Here is a 19,158-nt window from a genome sequence, read left to right as displayed (position 1 = left end):
GATTATAATTTTTTATAAATAATTATTGAACTACCAACCTGGGTTTTGTGTAAGATTTGGGTCGACGGCACGCTCATCCCGTGGCACAGGCCATAAATAAGCTTTGCTTTTGTCAAAACTTCGCTGGTTAGCGCGTATATAACCATTATCTACTGATGCCGGACCAAATTTGGCACCGTGCGCCCAACCGTTTAATACCGTCTCGGCGGTTTTCCAACGGCGGATATCAAATATGCGCAAACCTTCCATCGCCAATTCGGTGCGGCGTTCATTGCGCACTATGTTACGCAGATCGGCTTGAGCAACGCCACTAAAATTTAACGCGGCGGCATCAGTAAAACCGGCACGGGCACGAAGCGCTTTGATAGTTTTATCCCATACGCCGCCATCTAACTGGCCTAACTCGTTTTTGGCCTCGGCATACATCAATAGCACATCAGCATAACGGATCATGATCAAATTTAAACCCGACTGAAAATTTACGGCAGATGTAGGATCGTAATATTTGCGGATGTAGTAGCCTGTTGGCGAACTTACCTTACCCGGTGCATATTCATCAAGTTTATCCGTTCCGGGATCTGATCCGGGCTTCGTGTAAATGGTAACTACACTGTTATCAGGCTTTTTCCATTTATAAAGATTATAAACAACGGTATTAGTAAGGCGCGGGTCACGGTTAACATAAGGGTTGTCCTCATTATAACCAGATCCTGCATCGCTTATCTTTTTACCATTTGTCATCAGGTAACTATCTACCAGTTCCTGAGTTGGAGCAAGGGCATTTAAGCGTGCGCCAACGGCCAACGGTGCAAAATCAAAAAACTGGTTGTATGTTTTAATGATAGGAACAAATTCAAGATCAAGGATCACCTCGTTATTATACTCGTTTTCTGGTAAAAACAAACCTTCGTATGATGAGAATAAGCCATAGGTACCATTGCTATTATCGTTCATCAGCTTTTCGCACGTAGTGGCAACATCCTGCCAACGGCTATCATATAGGTATACTCTTGCTTTAAGAGCAATAGCTGCTCCCTTGGTAATACGCCCTCTATCAGCGGCCGCATAGGCGGTGTTTATAGGCAATGCATCGGCAGCGGCATCAAGCTCCTTTAGCACAAAATCAATCACTTGCGCCCTTGGTGTGCGGGCTATAGTTTTTGAATCATCAATAGAAATATCCTTATCAAATAATGGTACATCGCCAAACCAGATAGCCAGCTGAAAATAATGAAAGGCCCGAATAAACCTTGCTTCGGCTTTCATCCTGTTTTTAAGGGTGGCATCCATTGCTGTTACCCTATCCACATTCTCCAAAAATATATTACAGGTTTTTATACCAGAATAATGATAATCCCACTCCTCTTTAACGCGTCCCAATGATGCATCATAGGTCCCGGCGGCAAGGGATGCAACACCGTTGTTATCACCGCGACCGTTATAGGCGTTATCGGACATCCCCTCGTTATAAAAGAAATAATCGCTGCGGAACATTTGTGAATAAGCGGTATTAAGCACGCTGCTTGCTTTTTCGGTAGTTGTCCAGAAATTGGAATCGGTAAATTTATTTACCGGCGCCAGATCGAGTTTTTTACAGGCTGAAACCATAGCGGTTAACAGGGTGATAGAAAACACGATCCTATATGTTGTAAATTTCTTCATGTTGATCAAATTATAGTGTTACATCAATACCAAACCCATAATATATTGGTGTAGGGTATGACCTGCCGCTGTTTGCGCCGCCGCCATAAGGAACACTCGCATTATTATTGAGTTCGGTTGTTTCGGGGTCGAGGAACTTCAGGCCAGAAAAAGTGAGGATATTTTGGCCGGATACATATGCCCTAACCTTATGCATCCCAATAGCTTTGGCCACTCCCTGTGGCAACGTATAACCAAAGGTTACATTTTTAACCCTCAGGTACGATCCGTCAAAAATGTACATATCAGATCCGCGGCGGAAATTATTAGTATTGGATTGACTGCCGCTGGCAGCCAGGCGCGGATAACGCGCATCTGGATTTTGCGGTGTCCAATAATCTAACTGGTGCTGGTAAATTACCTGCGAATAATTGAAATGGAATGGCTCAACCTGCTCACCGCGAATAAACACGCTACGTTTACCTACGCCTTGCATAAACAAGTTAAGATCAAAACCCTTATAAGTTACGTTATAGGTAAATCCAAATGTTAATCTTGGGAAACCGTTACCCAACACAAACCTGTCATTATCATCAATTACCCCATCTTTATTAACGTCCACATAGCGGTTATCACCCGGCGAAACAGTTAAACCCGCAGGTTTTGCTCCATTCTGGATATCATTAAGGTTTTGAAAATAACCATCACGTTTCAGGCCGACATACGAACCGATTGGCAAGCCAACCTTGTTGATGATCTGTAATTCGTCGTAAGTGCTAATCTGGTCACCGCCTTCAAGGTATAAAACTTTATTTTTGGTGTCGGCTACGTTAAATGAAAAGGTGTGGTTAAAGTTTTTGCCGGATAAGCGATAGTTTAACGTAAGTTCCCATCCCCTGTTTTGAACTTTACCCGCGTTATAATCTGGCAAACTTGCGCCAAATGTACCTGGCACTATCGGTGGCAACAGGATATCTTTGGTTATCTTATTAAAATAATCGGCAGAAATGCTCAGCGTGTTTTTAAAGAAACCCGCGTCCACACCGACGTTAAAGGTAGCAGCGCGTTCCCAACGGATATCAGGATTGGCAAATGATATCGCAGCACCACCAACGCCTGCGTTATTAAAGCCATAAGCATTCTGGAAGGGGCCATAGGTACGCTGATACTGGTAATCGCCTACGTTTTGGTTGCCCAAAATACCGTATGAGGCGCGCAGCTTCAAATCGCCATATTTATCGCGATAGTCTTGCATAAAATCCTCTTCGCTAAGCCGATAACCAACGGAGCCCGAAGGAAAAAAAGCGTTACGGTTTTGCGTGTTAAATTTTGATGAGGCGTCTATCCTGAAATCCAACTCGCCATAAATTTTATTTTGAAAATTATAACTGGCACGACCGAACAACGAATTCAAACTACTCTCGGTAGTGTTGTTGTTTGTTGCCGACGACGAGGGATCAATAACGGTACCTGTTACTGGCGTACCTAATTCAGGATCGGTATATTTAAGGTGAAGATAATTGGCCTGGTTAGTTGTTGATTCGTTTGCCACGCCTATCAACACATCTACATTGTGTGATTTATTGAATGTTTTAGCATATTCGGCAAGTACCTGTGTATTCAAAAACAGGTTTTTGTTATTCTCGTCATCTGTGTTCCTATCAGCACCGTACGTCCCCTTCGGAAAATAATCAACCTCAATCACCCGTCCAAACATGTGATTTGCTAAAAGCGTACCGCCAAAAACTCCCTTTAATTTAAAATCTTTGGTAATGGCCAACTCGGCATTCAGGTTTCCAAAGATGTTATCATTATCCCTTTTTCGATAGCCCCCTTGTTCCAGGATGCCCAAAGGATTAAACTCCGTCAACACATCGTTGGTTAAATAGCGGCCCTGGTCGTCTTTAATTTTGTAGTAAGTTGGGGTACGACCTGCATCGACAATCAATGTTGATGTATTATAAGAGTGCTCTTTAATTTCGGTACGGGAGTAAGCCAAAATACTGGTTAGCTTTAATTTACCGTATTCGCTACTTAAGTTAATCCTGTAATTATAGCGGCGTAAGCCATAATCTGGCCCTACCAGGTTGCTGCGCTGATCTGTTACGCCGGCCGATACCAGGTATGATGATGTAGCATTACCACCCGTTAAAGCAAGGTTGTGATTTTGCAGCACCGCGTTCTTTAAAATAGCGTCCAAAAACCACTGGTTATCGCCCTGCGTTTGAAAATCGCGGATTTGCTGTGGGCTGTAAATTGGCTGCAAACCAGCATTAACGACGGCCTCGTTACGTAGTATCGCATTTTCATAGCTATGAACAGGTTTATAGCCCACATGGGGTTCCTGTACACCGCCCTGCCCGTTATAGGTTAGCTGGGTATTTGAGTTTTTCTTTCCCTTTTTAGTAGTAACTAAAATTACGCCGTTTGCAGATCGTGAACCATATATGGCAGCACTACCGGCATCTTTCAATACCGATACGCTTTCAATATCCTGCGGATTAAGTAAGTTAATATCGCCACCGGTTATCCCATCAATAACCACCAGCGGACTATTATTCCCCAAAGTACTTACACCACGAATATTAATATTTTGGTATGCGCCCGGCTCAGAATTGGTTTGTTGAATAATAAGGTTGGGCGATGTGCCCTGCAAAGCCTGGGTTAAATTAACCGATGGCTTTCCCTCAATTGCTTTTGACGAAATCTGGTCGACAGCGCCGATAATATTAGCGCGTTTTTGGGTTCCGTAACCCACCACTACTACTTCATTTAATGATGTACGCTCGGGCAGTAATTGCAAGTTGATAATTGCCTGGCCGTTTACAGCTACCTCTTTAGAGGTATAACCAATAAAGCTAAAAACCAGTATCTCATCGCTGTTTACATTGTTAAGCGTAAATGTTCCGTCGGTACCGGTAATTGTGCCTGTTGTGGTACCCTTAATTTTTATACCTACGCCGGGGAATGGCTGGTTGTTCTCGTCGGTAATTTTACCTGTTATTTTTATGGGTACAGGTGGGGCTTGCTGAATGCCGCCCGTACTGCTTTCCAGCTCGGTTTTTTCGTCGATAACTACTACATCATCAATAATTTTGTAGCTGAGGTTAAATGGAGTAAGCACCTCGTAAAGCACTTCTTTGATGCTTTTATTTTTGGCGTTTAAACTCACCCTAAAGTCCGGCTTAAGTACATTATCAGCATAAGCGAATTTGATATGTTTATCGGCCGAAATTTTATCAAGGGCATCGGTAAGCTTGGTATTTTTGAGCTTAAGCGTAACCGATACCTCCAAAAATTTCTGGCCAAATGAGTCGTTTGCCACGGCCGAAAGGCACATAAAGCAAACCACGAAGCAGGCGAGCGAGGTAAATTTCATTAATATTAATACATAACGAACTACTCCATTTGAAAATAGAGATATATTCATAGATTTGAGATAATTAAAGTGTTTGAAACTGAAGTGCTTTGTTCTGAATTGGACCTCTAAACGTTGCACTTATGAATAACCTGGCATTTTAAGCACCCTGTTCAAATCCCTTTGATCAGGGTTTTTTATGTATCTATGTCATCATCCTTTATAATTTGGGTTAGTTAATAATTGGTTATATTTTTATGAATTGGCTATTTATCAGCAGCCCTTGCCTTTAAGCCGGTAACCATTACCTTCCTGTATAGCTTTCCCTTTCACCAGTTTCGACATGATCTTCATGATATTTACCAGCGATACATTGGTAAAATTGGCCGATATGGAGCACCTCACCAGGTTAATATCGGCACTAACCTTAACATTAAAGCGGTGTTCAATGCTGTTTAACACTTCGGGCAGGGGCATATTTTTAAATACAAATTCTCCGTTTGTCCAGGAGGTAAGCACATTCACGTCAACAGCTTCTTTTTTTACTGCGATGTTGTTATCCTTGTTAAACATCACCTCCTGGGCGGGTGTTAAAAAAATAGTTTGTGATTCATTGGTGTTATGCGCTTTGCCTATAACACCAACCTTACCGGTAAGCACATCAACTTTTACAAAATTATCTTCGGGGTAGGCTTTTACATTGAAACTGGTGCCTAAAACCTGGGTACCAATATTGCCGGTATGCACAATAAAAGACCGTTGTGTATCATGGGTTACATCCAAAAAAGCTTCGCCCACTAAAGTAATTTCCCTTTTATCCCCCCGGAATTTTTCTGGATAGGTTAATTTGCTGCCGCCGTTAAGCCAAACTTTGGTACCATCGGCAAGGGTAACATTCATGATCTTACCATTTGCCGCCATCACTTGCTTAACAGCAACCGGAGAAACATAATTAAGGATTGTATCGCGATAGATGTACGCGGCAAAACATAAGCCTGCCAGCATGGAGGCAGCAACCAGCCACTTCTTGTTAAAAGCCGGGGCTGATTTTTCCGCTCCATCAATTGCAGCTGTAATCCGGTTGTATACTTTATCCCTGTTGAATTCAACACCATGGTCATTGGCTTCGGGCTGGCTACCCAAATCAACTTTATCAAAGTATTGATTAACGAGTTCTTCCTGCAGGGATTGATCCTTAGCAGAGCGCTTTTTTTTCCTGGAATTAAACTTTCTCATGGTTTATATAAGTGTAGGATGCATTTGGCATGCCCTACCCCCTAAAGAAGTTTAAAGTTTTTTTAGATTGTTATTATTGGATTAACAAATACTAACTCATCATATAAACCATAAGCAAAGCAACAACCGAAGGCAGGTAATCGGTTAAGCCGGTACGCAGGTAGCGTAAAGCAATGGTCATCTGGTTTTCGACGGTTTTTATGGAGATGTTTAACCGCGAAGCGATCTCTTTATTAGATAAATACTCTTTACGACTAAGCGTAAATATCTGCCGGCATTTTTCGGGAAGTTGCGCCACATTAGTTTCCAATAGCTGGCTAATGTCGTTTTGCAGCAGTTTACTATCAGCCGTATATTTTTCTATCAATTCTTCTATCAACGCCAAATCAAGCGTGGCCTTTTGAGTACGAATATAATAGATAACCCGGTGGCGGATGGCAACTTTTAAATAGGATTCAAGCGAGGTGATGTTGAGCTGATTTCGTTTGGTCCAAAGGTCAATAAACAATTCCTGCACCAGGTCTTCACAAACATCGCTGTCCCTGAATAAATTGTAAGCTGCGTGGAAAAGTTTAGCCGAATATTTATTGTACAGTATTTCAAATGCCTCACGGTCATCCAGCCTTAGTAAATCTAATAATTTAGCATCGGGCCACATTTGATATTCCTTCGCTGGAAGCATAAATGGACTGTAAAACGGTTTCTGAATTGGATAGGCATATTTACAAGATTATTTTTAAATAAAAAACTTTTTTGTTTGAGGTACAGGGCAAACGCATCTAATTGGGTTAACATAACTTAACACATTTCAGATGTATGTTTTATAAATATCTAAAAATCAAATATTTATATTTTCACAAGGTTAACACTAAACTGGTGTATCCGCAATTTAGACGCACCTAAATATTTGTACCCGTTGTTGCCAATACGGTGTCGAATGTAGCTGGACCTTTTAACCAGGCCCAATTATGCATCAGGTTACCTTAAACCGGATTACTATAAACAAAAAACCCGACAACTTAACACAAGCCGCCGGGTTAAAAATAAACGTATAAATGAAGCTTTTAAACCATCTTACCCATTAACGGATCGGTATAGCTGTGGTTACCGGTTTCTACACGGCCTGCAAATCTTTTCTCAAAGCTATGGCTGCCGGTTATTTTAACACTGAAATCATACCAGCCGTGGCTTTTTGACAGATCGAGCACAAGCGAGCTTGCGCCTTTTTTATTTAATGCCAGTTTATGATTATTGGCTTTATAAGCATGATCTGTTATTTCAACGCTGTAAGTCTTATCTGCACTATGGTTAGCTAATTTCAGCGCTATGTTCCCTTGTTTATAATCGCACAACACATCAACCAATGGGTCGGCAGCGTTGCCTTTGTATTCGCGGTAAAAACCGTTTGGCCCATAAGTGCGCAGGTGGTATTCTCCATTTTCAAATTCATGCAAAGGCCATACATCGGCAAGGGTATCACCGGCGGTAACGGCGTAAGCCCAGGTACGCAATGGTTCCATTTGCTGCGCATCTTTAAAGCTGGCATACTTGCCCGGCGCGTAAACATTAAATGGCGATCCTAAAGCCTTATCGCCAAATAATTGCTTACTCGCATTGAACTTTATTTCGAATGATTTTTTATCGGCGCTTAATTTACCATCGGCATACAACTGGTATGGCAAAGCCGATGATGGCTTAATACCTTTTTCCTGCTGGGGCATATAAGGCGACGAATATGGATTTTGGTTGATCTGCGCTATCTCATCAGCAGTTAGCAATTTATAATCTGTTGGCAATTTTTTGAACTGCGCCTTGTGGATGCTTTCTAAAAATACATCTTTAGCCACAAACTCCGGGTTTTCAATCTTTTCGCCGTTATACGGGCGGAAGGTTGTAGATAGATCGCCGCAAACGGTACGCCTCCAGTTGCTGATATTTGGCTCCACAACGTTTTTGCCGGTTTTATGGCTCAGGAATTTCTCCAGGAACTGCAGAGTGGAAGTATGGTCAAACACTTCGGAGTTGACCCAGCCGCCCCTGCTCCATGGTGACGCAATTACCAAAGGCACACGGTAGCCTAAGCCAATCGCGCTTTCTCGGTCGTAAACCTCGGGATAGTTATTGCGGGCTTTTTCCTGCTCGTAAGTTACAAACTCAACACTGGTATCAATTCCTTTAGATACCTTGCCGGTGCCTTCTTTATGCGGATGTGGTGCTACAAATGGTGGCACGTGGTCAAAGTATCCGTCATTTTCATCGTAAGCCAAAACAAAGATGGTCTTTTTCCAAACATCCGGGTTTTGAGTTAAAATATCCAGCACTTCTGATACATACCAGGCACCATACCAGGCCGAACTTGGGTGATCGGAAAAATGCTCGGGTGCCGATAGCCATGAAACTGTTGGCAGTTGGCCACCTTTTACATCTTCCCTAAACTGGTGCAGTACATCGCCTTTAGGCACAAGTACTTCGCGTTCGGTACCCTCGTCATTATATTTAAGCGGACTTAAGGTGCGGTAATGCGGATCATTGGTATTGGTTACAAAACCTTTTTGGTGCAGGTTTTTTTCGCGTTGCGATAGTTTGGCAAACTTACCGGGATCAAGGCTGGCCATATCTTTTTTGATATTATCCAGGTCGCGGTTCTTTTGCTTCAATTGCTTTTTAAGATGATCGATGTGCGCATCACCCACAGGCAAAGCGGCAATTTGTTTTTCAACAGCTGCTATTTCATCAGGCAGAACGGTCGAACGTTTTTGCAGGTGAGCTATGTGCTTATCATACAGTTTGATATTGTACTGCCCAAAAAACTCCAAAGGATTATCCTGAAAATTTGACAACCACGGATCTTCTTCTCCCTCCAAACCGGTATCAATAGCTATTTCATTCTGATAATGTTTCCATGAAATTTCATGATCCTCCAAACGCTCGGGGAAGGTAGCCCAATTAAGGGTACCATAATCCATATCATCGTTCCAAACGTGGGCCAATGAATTTTCATGCTGCTCGGCACGGATGGTGCCGCTCCAAAAATACAAACGGTTAGGGTTTGTACCCGTTAACGCCGAGCAAAAGTTTTGATCACAAACGGTAAAGGCATCAGCAAGCGCGTAATAAAAGGGAATATCCTCGCGATTGTGGAAACCCATGGTTAAAGGCATATTTGAATATTCCTTAATGCTGTTACGTTTTACGTTAAGCCATTGGTCAAACTTACCATCGTTACGGGCATTTACCTGGTTGGCCCATGAATGCGGTAACGAGCTCATCCAGGTTGCTTTGGTATTTTTAATATCCAAATGGAAAGGCGCATAAGTTTCGCCTTTTTTGTTGGATTGCAACCAAACCTTATTTTTATTTGGCAAATCGATAGCGCGTGGATCATTGTATCCGCGCACGCCTTTCAACATACCATAAGTATGATCAAACGAGCGGTTTTCCTGCATCAGGATCACCACATGTTCGGCATCCATATAAGTACTGCCGGGTGCCGGGTTAATGGCCATCGCTTTTTGAATAGATTCGGGTAAAATACTGGCCAAACCGGCAGCGCCGGTTAATAATGCCGCTTTCTTAATAAAATCCCGCCTGGTATCGAGCATATTCAGTTTTGAGTTGTAAGTTTTGAGTTCTGAGTAATTAAACGTTCAGAGTTTGGTTTCAAATATTGCTATGATCTATGAACCATCAACTATGATCTTGCAGCTATCGTCTGTTCACATAGGCCTAATGAAAGCGTCATACCGTTGCCGCCAAGGCCATTGATGATAGTTACGCCCGGTTCAATATCAACAATCAGTTCGGTTGCGCCGTTGGTCATGCGTGGCAAAATACCATGCCATGATTGCAGTAGCTTCCAATCCTTAAAATTAGCAAAGGTGTGTAAGTAGCCCGTTATCAAATCATTAATAAATGCTTTATCAAATGGGTCATGAACCAGGCCATACTCGTGCGAATCGCCGATGGTTAGCTCACCGTTTCCATTTTGCGATGCCATTACGTGGATGCCCCATTTAAGGTGTGTGGCATACTCTTCCTCATAACGTTTACGCAAGGCCGGTAACGATGGCGCTACCTGGAAACCCGGGTAATGGATCATTGATAAACCGCCGCAAAGTGACGGACCAATACGCCATCCATCAGGCTGACTAACTAAACGCATCATTTGCAATTTACATTTGGTAATTTTAGTTTCGGCAAAAAGCTCCGGATATAAGGTTTCAAAATCGGCACCACTGCAAATGTAAATCTCGTCGGCCTCCCAGGTTGTTTTGCCCGAGTATACCTTTGGATGTTCGATACGACTGATAGCGGTGTTCCAATGAAATTCTACGCCAAATTTATCGGCCAGGTATTGGGCTACCTGCCCTACCGCCTCGCGCGATTCGATGATCATTTCTTCGCCGCTCCATAAAGCGCCTTTTAAGCCTTCGGTTTTTATAGCCGGTGATTTGGCAAGGGCTTCGGCCGGGGTTAATAACGCGCAATCGCGATATTGTTTGTTGGCTGCTACATATTCTTCAATTACCTGTAGTTCATCATCATGATAAGCCAGGTGAAACGAGCCAACTTCATCATGCCAGATCTTTGCTTCGGTGCAAATGGTTTTCCAGATGCTGCGCGATAACATGGCACGTTCATACATTGGGCCGGTAGCCTGCCCAATTGGCCATATCATTCCAAAATTGCGGATGGATGCGCCAACAGCGCGCTCATTACGCTCAAATACAGTTACTTTGTAACCACGCATGGCCAGGGCACGTGAAGTGGCCAGGCCAACTATGCCCGCGCCTATTACTATAGCATTTTTGTTCATTGGTTCAATGGTTCATTAGTTCATTGGTCCTGTCGCCAGGTCAACGTGTTCATTTTGAATTTTTGATTTTGAATTTTGACTTGCCCGGTAACTTTGCAGGAAGTATAATAACGACAGCACACCACACACACCGCCCACTACAGCTACAATCATTACACCCTCTTTAAAAAACACGCCCCAGCTAATAGTTGGACGACCTAATTCTTTAATGAGCAGGATGCTTACGCTGCCCAGGTAACCCATAGAATCGGCTATGTACATGATAAAGCCCACGTTGCTGCGATAGTTAAATGTGGCTATCATCCGATCGAAGAATATGGCATTGTAGGGTACGTAGCCCATATAAAGACCGAGGCCGGCCATCGTCATCCAGCTAACCGGGCCTATCATTTTAAGGGTAAATAATACTGTTGAGCCGCCTACCAGTACGCAGCCGCCAATAATAAACATATGGATGATGCTAAAGGCGCGCAGGTTCTTTTTAACCAGGATAAGCAAGCTCATGCCAACCAATACGGTTACAGATATAATAGAATCTATCCCTGTATAAATGCTGTTGCTTTTTACGCCCAGATCGGCCCAGATCTCTACCTCGAAGTTATCACGCACATCGCGCATAATGGTCAGCAGTACATAAATAACCAAAGTTAAAATAACACCCGGTAAAAAACGCACCAGGAATTGTTTACGTTCGGCGGCATTCATGGGGCTGCGCTCTGCACGCAACTGCTTATCTTCGGCAGTTGGGGCAGGCATCAGCTCTATACAAAAAACAAATAATAATAGGGGGATTACAAAGATAGCGCCGGTTAAAAACGGCATGTGGTATTCGTTAACATGAAAAACCGTGAGCAAAGTACGGCCAACTGTTTTTACAAACCCCGAAGCGAATATGAGGCTGATAGAGAGCACAGCGGCCATAAACTCGGTTGATCGCCTGCCTTCCAGATAGCCAAAAACCAGCCCCCATATTAATCCTAAAGGAAAACCGTTAACAAACAGGAAAACAATATTGAATGGAGCCGGTACAAAAGCGAAGGCCAACAAAGCAGCCCAGGCAATACCGATAAGCGTTAAAATATAACGCGCCCTGTTTTTGGCGTTAACTTCGGCAATAAAGCGGATACCATAAAATTTACTGGCCGTATAACCAATAACCTGGGCTATTACCAGCCATACCTTATAATCGATATGCAAGTACTGCTGTCCGGTAAAAGTACCAGCCGCAAAGGCTTTACGAAACGCGTACATGGATGTATACAACCCAAAAGCCGATACCGCCGCCATTACAGATAACAGGGAGTACGGCCATTTGGCAACCTTAGCACGCAGCTGATCCATCAGTTTCATAAGCCTAAACGGTTTACGGTGTAAACAACTAAAATAACACTCTTAATCAAAATACAAAAGTTTAGCAATGCTAAACTTTATTTATGAATGACAAACTAACTTTGTGTTAAGGTTTGGTTAAGGATGATTTGAAAATTTGGCGATTTGAAAATTTGAAGATGGGTTTATTTATATACAAACTAATCTAAATCTACACCAGACAAACGATTTTCAAATTTTTAAATCCTCAAATTTTCAAATTACCTTCATTTCTTTTCTTCAAAAAAATAAATCACCAGCATGCTTGCTTTAGTTTTGCTCCTATTTTTGGGGGTATGTGATATTCTACCATCGAACAACATAGAGTCGCCTTCGTTGAGCATGATTTTTTCATGGCTAAACTGGTATTCAATCTCGCCCTGTAAAACGTATTTGTATTCAAAGGCTTCGGTCTCAACCATAGGGCGTTCGGCGTCAGGTTCCAATTCAAGGATCACAATATCGATGGTTGATTTGCTGATAGATTGTGTAAAGACGCGCTGATAATGGAAGCCATTAGCATGCTCTTTTTCAAAATGCTCGTATTCGGCTTTACGCTTTATTAATATAGGTACCGGGTTATCCTTTGAACGAATATCTTTAAAAAACTCATTCATATCAATTTCCAGCGCTTTAATAATATCTATTAAAACAATAAGCGATGGTATGGTTCGGCTATTCTCTATCTGTGATATAAGCCCCTTACTTACATTGGCCCTGATGGCCAGTTCCTGAACGGTTATGTTTTTTTCGCGCCGGCGTTCCTTTATCCGATTACTGATCTGGATCAGTATGTCTTGTTCCATCGTGTTTAGTATTGGTAAACTTTTGCAAAGTAAAAATAAAAATCTGAGCCCCCAACCCCCTGAAGGGGGTGCTTTTGATTTACAGGGCTAAACCCTATAAACACGCTACTTGCTAACATTGAGGTAAACGTCAAAATATCTAATGCCGTATGCATAAAAACGGGTAAAATGAAAAAACTCCCCCTTTAGGGCTTGGGGCTCTCCCGGCCGTTTTTTCATAAACATTTAATAATATCATAACCTGTATCTGCTTTATTTGCAATAAATATAAAAACCTACTGATATGAGCTATTCTGCATATGATCCCCACGCCGTTATAAAAGAAGTATTTTCATTATATGAAAAATTTGGAGATGAAGACTATATAGGTGAACCGGTTTCGCAACTGGAACATATGTCTCAAGCCGCGGCGCTTGCACAGGCAGAAGGTTATGATGATGAAGTAGTATTAGCTGCCTTCTTTCATGATATCGGCCATTTATGTACCGAAGCCGGGGAAGCCGAAAGCATGGATGGTATGGGCAATGTTGACCATGAACAGATTGGTGCCGACTTTTTATTGGAACGTGGTTTTTCTGAACGGGTAGCCAACCTGGTACAAGGTCATGTAATTGCCAAAAGATATCTTACCTATAAATACCCCGAATATTACAACCGCCTCTCTGATGCCAGTAAAGCCACCCTTAATTTCCAGGGCGGGGTGATGACAGAAGACGAAGCCGCTGATTTTGAGCTAAATCCCGATGCCGAATTGATCATCAGGCTGCGTTACTGGGATGATATGGCCAAAGAGATGAATATACCTGTTGATAACATACAGCATTTAAAAAACATTGCACTTACTCATTTACAACAAGTTAACTCTTAAAACCCGACATTAAGTTTTTGTAACAAAAGTGTGATATTTCTGTTACAAAAACCACCTGCTTAACACAGGGTGAACAAAAGCTTAAGTATAGCTTAACACTAAATTAGTTTACTAATAATAAACAAAGTTTAGCATTGCTGAATGAAAAAAGCAAATATTTCACCCTTAAATTTTAGCAGATGAACCAGTTTTACCAGAGATTGAAAACCGCTATTGCGGTTTTGTTATTTTGTATTGCGCCATCTATACTAATGGCCCAAAGCAAAATAAGCGGTACTGTTACCGACGAAAACCATTTACCAGTACCCGGGGTAAGTGTACGTATTAAAGATCAAAACAAAGGTACGGTTACCGATATTGAGGGCCGCTACATCATTTCGGCAAGCGCAGGCCAAACATTGGTATTTTCTTTTATTGGCTACACCCCGCAAAACATTGTGGTTGCCGATAAAAATCTGATCAATGTGAGTTTAAACAGCGACAACAAGGTTTTAAACGAGGTAGTTGTTACAGCCCTTGGTATTAAAAAAGAAAGCCGCCGTGTTGGTTACGCCTTACAAACTGTACAAGGTGATGCTTTAACCACAGCCCGCGACCCTAACCCTATTACCGGTTTAATTGGTAAGGTTGCCGGTGTATCGGTTGGCCCATCTGCCGAGTTGTTGGGTAACCCCAACGTATTGATCAGGGGTAACCAGGTATCCTTATACGTAGTTGATGGTTTCCCTATCAACACAGATACTTATAACATCAGCCCCGATGATATTGAAACTTATACCGTATTAAAAGGCCCTGCTGCTGCTGCCCTTTATGGTAGCCGTGCATCTTATGGTGCTATTTTAATCACCACTAAAAAAGGTGCAAAAAACAAAAAAGGCTTAACTGTTGATATCAACAGCAGTACTGTATTAAACAGTGGTTTCCTTGCTTTTCCACGTACTCAAAACTCTTTCGGACCAGGTGAAAATACCTTTTACGAATTTGTTGACGGTAAAGGTGGTGCACCTGGTGGTGTGGATGGTGATTATGACGTTTGGGGTCCGTACTTTAACGGCCAGTTAATCCCTCAGTACGATAGCCCTATTGTTAACGGCGTTCGCCAGGGTACTCCTTGGTTGGCCCGCGGAAAAGATAACCTGAAAAACTTTTTACAGGTAGGTTCACAAACCAACAATAACGTAGCATTAGGCGTGGTTGGTGATAACTACACTACACGTTTTTCGGTTTCACAACAACACCAAACCAGCTATATACCTTCACAGTATCTGAATATAGCTAATGCTAACTTATACGCGTCATTTACCCCTACTCCTAAATTGACCTTTGAAGGTAATATCGACTTTAACAGGCAATCAACTGATAATTTTCCAGACGTTCAATACGGCCCTAACAGTATCATCTACAACATTGCAGTTTGGACTGGTGCCGACTGGGATATCAACGCTCCTGACATTAAAGCTATATGGCAGCCAGGTAAAGTTGGTGTTCAATCGCAATTTGCCGAATATCAACGTTACCATAACCCATATTTGTTAACCCAAAAATGGACCCGCGGTCATTACAAAAATGACACTTACGGTTACTTAGGTGGTACTTACAAATTCAACGATAACCTGAACTTAAGGTTACGTTCACAAATTGACACTTACGACATTTTACGTACCGAAGATCTTCCTTTTAGCGCCCACCCATATGGCCGTGAAGGTAACCAGGGCGATTACCGCGAAGACCGCAGGAATTTGTTTGATAACAATACCGAGTTAATTTTAAACTACAACTACACAGTTAAAAACTTCTTAAACCTGTCTGGTTTAGTAGGTTCAAACCTGCGTACCATGAGCTACAATTCAAGCTGGGTATCTACAGATTATCTTAACGTGCCTGAGGTTTATGCTTTCAGCAACTCAAAAAACCCTATCCAGGCTACCAGCTTTAACGCGTCTGAAAGAGTATTGAGCTTTTATGCTTCATTAGATATGTCGTTCGGTAAATATGCTACCTTATCTGGTACATACCGCAGGGATAAATCAAGCGCCTTCCAAAACGCCACCACTTATAATTATCCAAGTGTATCGGTAGCAACTGTAATTTCTGATTATATTAAACTGCCGGAAGTTATTTCCTTCCTGAAAGCTCGTGGTTCATATGCAAACGTAAGAGCAGACTCTTCAAGTCCAACTATCGGCCCTGCTCCGTTTAGCACAATTACCGCTTTTGGTGGTAGCACAGGGGCATCGTTGTTTAACAATCCACTGGGTTACGGATCAACATATACCTCTCCTTATAATGGTCCTAATTACGCGTTGAACTCTTCTTATAGCACCAGCAAGCCCTATAATAACCAAACAGCGGGCTCTGCAACTAATGATTTGTTTATCAACGATATCAAAACATCAACACGTGTAAATTACGAAGAAGGTTTTGACATTAAATTTTTGCAAAACCGCTTAGGTTTAAGTGGTACAGCTTTCCAGTATGTAGATGGTCCAATAGTATTGCATAACTCAATTGCGGCATCTTCTGGATATAATTACCTTAACCTTAATGCTTTAAAAACAAAAAGAACAGGTTACGAAGGCACATTAGAAGGTACACCAATTAAAAACTTAGGTGGCTTTACCTGGAATGTATTAGTAAACGTATCAACCAATAAAGAGATATTTAAAGAATTGCCTCCGGGCCAAAATGGTACCTACTTAACTTACTACAGTGAGGGCGACCGTACCGATATATTACGCGGCAGCAAATTTTTAAGAACCATAAGCGGCCAGATCATTAATGATGCTGCGGGTAAACCACTATCAGTTGGTGGCCAGGTGTTAGGTCATGAAAATGCTAACTATAGCTGGAGTATTGCTAATAATATCCGTTACAAAAACTTCAGCATGGGCTTCCAGTTTGATGGCTCTGTTGGTGGTGTTATCATCGATTACATGCACAACAAAACCATGCGTGGCGGTTCCAACATTGAAACAGCTACCGGTGCTCTTGGCGATGCCCGTTACCAGGATTGGAAAAACTTTGGTGTAGCTGGTTATAACGGCACTTATGTTGGTCCGGGTGTAACTGTATCAAATGGTACAGCCATAAACCTTGATTCAAAAACAGGCGCTATCTTAAACTACACAGCGTTGCAATTTGCACAAAACAAGCAAACCGCATTTGTTCAGGATTATGCAAGTAAATACTATAACGTTGATGAATCAAACCTGATGAGCAAAACCTTCTCAAAATTACGTGAAGTAAGTTTCAGCTATGATTTCCCTAAAGCATGGTTGCAAAAAAGCTTTATCCAAAAGATTTCTGCATCACTTTACGGTCGTAACTTATTGTACTTCTACAAAGACAAACGCTTTAAGGATGTGGATCTTGACCAATACAATGGTGCCCAGGCTTCAACTGTATTGCAATCGCCAACAGTACGCAGCTACGGCTTCAACTTAAATTTATCATTCTAAAATAACAGATGAATATGAAAAAGATATTTAGAATTTATTTACTGCCGGTATTTATGATATTGACGGTAACCAGCTGTAAAAAGAGTTTCCAGGAGTTGTCAGTTAATCCGAACGTACCAAATGCGGTGCCTGCTTCTCTTCTTTTTAATGGTATATTGAATAACATGGCTGATTTCCCTGATGGTTCAAACGAAATTTACGCCCAATACTATATTTACAATTACGATTATTATGGTAACAACCGCTATGATTTTGGCAGCGGCGACAACTACAACACTACGTTAAAAAACGTAGTTGCCATGGAAGGTCAAGCCATTAAAGCCGGCGCTCCGGCTGTTAACCCGTACAGCGCTTTAGGCAAATTTTTCAGGGCCTATTTTTTCAGCAAGATGAGTATGGAAGTGGGTGATATTCCAATGACCCAGGCTTTACAGGGCTTAGCAAATCTTACCCCTGCTTATGATACGCAAAAAACGGTAATGACCCAATCACTGGCCTGGTTAGAAAGTGCAAATACCGATTTAGCTGCTTTGATAACTAAAGGCGATAACACCCTTGCAGGTGATATTTACCTGAGCAACAGCTTAACAGCATGGCAAAAAGTGGTAAATACGTTCAGGATCAGGTTACTGATTCAGTTAAGTAAAAAAAATGGCGATATTGATGTAGCCGGCCAGTTTGCTACCGTTGTTGGCAACCCAACCAAATACCCGGTTATGACCAGCGCTGCCGATAACCTGCAATATACTTTCCTTAGCCCAACTAACTATTATCCACAAACACCGGATAACTTTGGTCAAAACGGTTCAAGACAAAATACTTCGGCTACTTACATCGGTTTATTAACCGGTTTAAAAGATCCACGTGTTTATGTAACCGCCGAACCTGCACGTTACAACGTTGATAACCTTAAAGAAAGCCCTACAGCGTTTTCATCATTCATTGGTGCCGATCCGGGTTTGGATTTAGGTGTGATGTATAACAACGCGGGTTTGCAGAAGTACTCGTTCCTGAACAGAAAACGTTATTACTCAACCTACACCGGCGAACCAGCTATTCAGATAGGTTACGCCGAGCTGATGTTTAACATTGCCGAAGGTATTAACCGCGGCTGGGCAACCGGTAATGCCGAATCTTACTATATTAAAGGTATCCAAACTTCATTGGCATATTACAGTATCCCTACAGGTACAGGTACTTTCACTGCATACTTTTATCGCCCAGGTTCAACAAGTACAGCTAATTTAGCCAACTACGATACTTATACCATCAATGTTAACTGGGATACTTATTATGCACAAGCCGGTGTTAAATACACTAATGATGCTGCCGGTCTTACCAAAATATTGCAGCAGAAGTACCTGGCCTTATTCCGTCACTCAGGTTTAGAGTCGTACTTTACTTACCGTCGTACAGGTGTGCCAACCTTTACAACAGGCCCTGGTACAGGTAATAGCGGTCGTATTGCTTCGCGTTTCCAGTACTCATCTTCTGAGCGTACTTCAAACTCTGCTAATTACAATAAAGCATTAGCCAGCCAGTATGGTGGTAATGATGATATTAATGGTGTAATGTACATCCTTAAATAATAAACACATCAACAACGA

The 19,158-nt window shown here is 42.1% G+C and carries 11 protein-coding genes; 3 read left to right on the top strand and 8 right to left on the bottom strand.

Going from position 1 to position 19,158, the window contains the following annotated elements; all coding sequences use genetic code 11:
* Window positions 1–30: 30 nt before the first annotated feature.
* The 8 genes from FHS10_RS22720 to FHS10_RS22685 form a co-directional block, all read right to left on the bottom strand.
* The gene (locus FHS10_RS22720) at window positions 31–1,662 is read right to left on the bottom strand and encodes a RagB/SusD family nutrient uptake outer membrane protein (RefSeq protein WP_259095528.1); all 1,632 of its coding nucleotides are present in this window, start codon (window positions 1,660–1,662) and stop codon (window positions 31–33) included.
* Window positions 1,663–1,672: 10 nt separating this feature from the next.
* Window positions 1,673–5,071, bottom strand: coding sequence for a TonB-dependent receptor (locus FHS10_RS22715; RefSeq protein WP_259095526.1), 3,399 nt, complete (start codon window positions 5,069–5,071; stop codon window positions 1,673–1,675).
* Between the two features lie 201 nt (window positions 5,072–5,272).
* A complete protein-coding gene (locus tag FHS10_RS22710; RefSeq protein WP_259095524.1) occupies window positions 5,273–6,235 on the bottom strand; it encodes a FecR family protein in 963 nt (320 codons plus the stop codon).
* 91 nt (window positions 6,236–6,326) lie between these two features.
* Window positions 6,327–6,917: an RNA polymerase sigma-70 factor gene (locus FHS10_RS22705; RefSeq protein ID WP_259095522.1), complete on the bottom strand. Its 591-nt coding sequence runs from the start codon at window positions 6,915–6,917 to the stop codon at window positions 6,327–6,329.
* 382 nt (window positions 6,918–7,299) lie between these two features.
* On the bottom strand, window positions 7,300–9,837 hold the full coding sequence (locus tag FHS10_RS22700) for a phosphocholine-specific phospholipase C (protein WP_259095520.1): 2,538 nt from the start codon (window positions 9,835–9,837) through the stop codon (window positions 7,300–7,302).
* A gap of 89 nt (window positions 9,838–9,926) precedes the next feature.
* Window positions 9,927–11,051: a TIGR03364 family FAD-dependent oxidoreductase gene (locus FHS10_RS22695; RefSeq protein WP_259095518.1), complete on the bottom strand. Its 1,125-nt coding sequence runs from the start codon at window positions 11,049–11,051 to the stop codon at window positions 9,927–9,929.
* A gap of 15 nt (window positions 11,052–11,066) precedes the next feature.
* Window positions 11,067–12,401 carry a DUF5690 family protein gene (locus FHS10_RS22690; RefSeq protein WP_259095516.1) on the bottom strand — a complete coding sequence of 445 codons (1,335 nt, stop codon included), beginning with the start codon at window positions 12,399–12,401 and terminating at the stop codon, window positions 11,067–11,069.
* A gap of 245 nt (window positions 12,402–12,646) precedes the next feature.
* Window positions 12,647–13,225, bottom strand: coding sequence for a helix-turn-helix domain-containing protein (locus FHS10_RS22685; protein ID WP_259095514.1), 579 nt, complete (start codon window positions 13,223–13,225; stop codon window positions 12,647–12,649).
* A 283-nt stretch (window positions 13,226–13,508) separates the two neighbouring features.
* Between FHS10_RS22685 and FHS10_RS22680 the strand changes: the two genes are divergently transcribed.
* From FHS10_RS22680 to FHS10_RS22670, 3 genes are all read left to right on the top strand, one after another.
* Entirely contained in the window at window positions 13,509–14,093 is a 585-nt protein-coding gene (locus tag FHS10_RS22680) for a phosphonate degradation HD-domain oxygenase (RefSeq protein ID WP_259095512.1), read from the top strand.
* Between the two features lie 179 nt (window positions 14,094–14,272).
* On the top strand, window positions 14,273–17,551 hold the full coding sequence (locus FHS10_RS22675; protein ID WP_259095511.1) for a SusC/RagA family TonB-linked outer membrane protein: 3,279 nt from the start codon (window positions 14,273–14,275) through the stop codon (window positions 17,549–17,551).
* 14 nt (window positions 17,552–17,565) lie between these two features.
* The gene (locus FHS10_RS22670; RefSeq protein ID WP_259095509.1) at window positions 17,566–19,140 is read left to right on the top strand and encodes a SusD/RagB family nutrient-binding outer membrane lipoprotein; all 1,575 of its coding nucleotides are present in this window, start codon (window positions 17,566–17,568) and stop codon (window positions 19,138–19,140) included.
* Window positions 19,141–19,158 lie beyond the last annotated feature (18 nt).

It is taken from the genome of Mucilaginibacter dorajii, from assembly GCF_024808255.1.
GTDB classification, from domain to species: Bacteria; Bacteroidota; Bacteroidia; order Sphingobacteriales; family Sphingobacteriaceae; genus Mucilaginibacter; species Mucilaginibacter dorajii.
The sequence above is the reverse complement of the archived record's forward strand: the minus strand, read 5'-3'. Positions and strand labels throughout refer to the sequence as shown.